Source organism: Paenibacillus sp. 01T422 (genome assembly GCF_056398785.1).
This window is the reverse complement of the sequence record NZ_JBFTQB010000818.1, coordinates 1-2991: the sequence shown is the minus strand read 5'-3', so window position 1 is coordinate 2991 and position 2991 is coordinate 1. Positions and strand designations below refer to the sequence as shown.

Below are 2991 nucleotides of genomic sequence, written 5' to 3'. Positions count from 1 at the left end.
CTTCCATCGTACAGAGGCGCTCGTTTTTTTACAAAGCTGAAATTTATCCATCTACAGGAATCTAACGGATAACGTTAGTTCAATAAAACAGCGGCAGTCTAGGACTTTATTTTCTCGTCCTTGGGCTGCCGCTGTTTCAATTTCTAGGCTCAGTCTAAAACTTATTTTATGAAGTCTGACGGTAAGGCAATTCGAAAAGCCGCGTGGAATATAGTCATCCAGTCTATACTTTATTTTCTGCTGACAGTTTGGCCGCAAATAACTCCCCCATAGGGTGCTAGAGAATGATGTTTAAGATTTTTGATGAAAAGGCTAATCCCCAATTTCTGCCTATAGAGCGCATCCGCACGTGTTTGTAGCGCCGTGCCTCAAACTTGTTAAGGATTCTGTCTTGCTCCTTTTGGCTAGTACCCGGTTTGAAAATAGCTGTCCAACTTAGTTGCACACCACGATCAACTACAACTGGCATACTCTATCGCTCCTCAACACATATATACTCACTATATATATGTTGAAGGTAAAGTTTATGGTAAGGAACAAACCCCTTGTCAAAATGATATATTTATTTTTTAATTAAACAACAATATACTTGTAGAGAAGAAAATTCATTTTCCTGGAGAATGTAACCAATATGAATCTATCAGATATAGTGGTAAGTGAAGCATTAAAAACCGCGATTAAATATACATTAGAGAAGCATTTATTACCTTTAGTACAAAAAATGGTCAGTAAAGGAACAAACGAACTTGAAGCAAAATACAGAAACACGCACAATATATTTGAAGAATACTTATTAAGAAAAGTATCTCAGTTAAGTGCTATGCAAACCTTGGTTTTTAAAAACCAACAACTTACTATCCAAGATGTTTATCAACCACTAACCTTAGTAAGTAGCAGGGATCGAACTCAATACAAAATTCAAAACAATAATAATGATTTCATTGAGAAATTTAAAAGAATATTAATTGTTGACACAGCTGGAATGGGAAAAACAACACTAATGAAATGGATATTCATTAAATCAATTGGAGAACCACACGGTATACCAATATTTATTGAATTAAGAAAATTATCGAAAGAGAATACTATTCTAAAAGAATTCTTTAATCAGATTAGTGGTTTTAATAATGAATTTTCAAAAGAATATATAAATGAATTGTTCACTAGGGGACAATTTCTTTTCTTTTTTGATGGGTACGATGAGATTCGTGCTGAATATAAAGGTACAGTTACTACTGACATGGAATCTTTTATTGCAAATGCACCTCAAAATAAATATTTTGTTACTTCTCGAGATGAAAAAGCACTTTCATCTTTTGGTCAGTTTCAAAGATTTGATATTAAGGAACACAAGCCAAATGAGGCATTTGAATTAATAAAAAAATACGATGTTTTTTCAAGATTAAGTTTATATGAATCTTTAGTTGAACAAATAAAAAAATCACCTGAACTCATAGAAGATAAATTTCTTACTAACCCTCTTATGACTTCACTGATTTATGCAACATTTAGAAGCAAGATGGATATTCCTAGAACTAAGGACCAACTGTACAAGCTATTTATGATGCATTATTCGAAGATCACGATTTATCTAAGGGATATTATAAAAGGGATAAGTATACTAAACTATCTAAAACACAGTTCTCTAAGGTAGTACGTAAGTTGGGTTATTTGTGTTTGAAAAATAACGAGTTATCCTATAAAAAAACAAGAATTTTAGAATTGATAAATTCGTCATTAGAGATTGGTTACTATGACACAGTTGAGCCTAATGACTTATTAAATGATCTTTTGAAGAGTGTCCCATTACTGATTGAAGATGGTTTCGAATTTAGATGGGTGCATAAGTCGTTTGTCGAATATTTTGCTTCTTCATTTATTCATCTGGATTCAGGAGATAATAAGGATAAAATTCTCAATAAAATTTCTAATTCAAATAATATCGCCAGATATTCAAATCTTATTAGCTTATATTACGAAATAGATAGAACAGGTTTCCAAAAGCACTTTCTACTTGATCTTATAAATAATTATCTTCAGTACATGTCGGTTTTACAACATGTGCCAGATGTCGGACCGCAAACTAGACTTAGACAAATTTTGTACAATAGAAGTTTTATTGTTAAACTTGCAACCCCCGATGATGATTATACACTCGATGAGCATAAATTTATTTCTAAGTATGAAAGAGACCTACCTCCAGGTCTTATGAATTCCTATAAGATCACGACATATGGAAGAATTCCATATGAATCAAAAATATTTCATTTACTCATTTTAGAGAAAGCTAATACTAATAAATACTTAACTCTAACCAAGATTGTATCTTCAAAAAGAAATAACGAGTATCATATTGAAGATATACATCTTACAAAATTTATCTCTCTTAATAAACTGATTTATATTTCATCTGAAAATATGACTGTAGATTTCAATACTGAGGAGTTATTAGGTATATCCGATGCTTTAGCTAGTATTTTGAAGAAGAGCAATTCTCTTTTTTATCTAGACTAAGCTATATTAATGGAATTAGCGGATACTAATGATGAACTTCTTGATGGGCTATGATCATGTTAATTCGCATCAGCAGCTCGATTGTCGCAGGAATTCTAACGAAAATTTCAAAGCTAATTACCGACGGTTACAACGAGAACGTTAGTTCAGTTTAACATTGACAGTCTAAGACATTATTTTGAGTATAGTCCGCGCTGTGGTATTTGGAGTCAGTTTGGTGGATTAACGTGAGTATGGAAAATCATAATGATATTCAGGAAAGTAGCTGTTTCTTTTTCAAAATATTTACAAACAATTAGGCGGAGAAAAGATCATATGTATTTGACACTAATTATAAATAACTTGGAACGTAAATGATTCTTACTTAAATAACAAAAAGCCCTTCTATTTTTGAAGATGTATTTGACACTAATTATAAATAACTTGGAACGTAAATGATTCTTACTTAAATAACAAAAAGCCCTTCTATTTTTGAAG

Annotated in this window: 2 protein-coding genes; both read left to right on the top strand. The window is 31.7% G+C overall.

Going from position 1 to position 2991, the window contains the following annotated elements:
* The first annotated feature begins 631 nt into the window (after positions 1 to 631).
* Positions 632 to 1654 carry an NACHT domain-containing protein gene (locus tag AC1DUA_RS31780; RefSeq protein ID WP_477503539.1) on the top strand — a complete coding sequence of 341 codons (1023 nt, stop codon included), beginning with the start codon at positions 632 to 634 and terminating at the stop codon, positions 1652 to 1654.
* 23 nt (positions 1655 to 1677) lie between these two features.
* On the top strand, positions 1678 to 2514 hold the full coding sequence (locus AC1DUA_RS31775) for a hypothetical protein (RefSeq protein WP_477503538.1): 837 nt from the start codon (positions 1678 to 1680) through the stop codon (positions 2512 to 2514).
* Positions 2515 to 2991 lie beyond the last annotated feature (477 nt).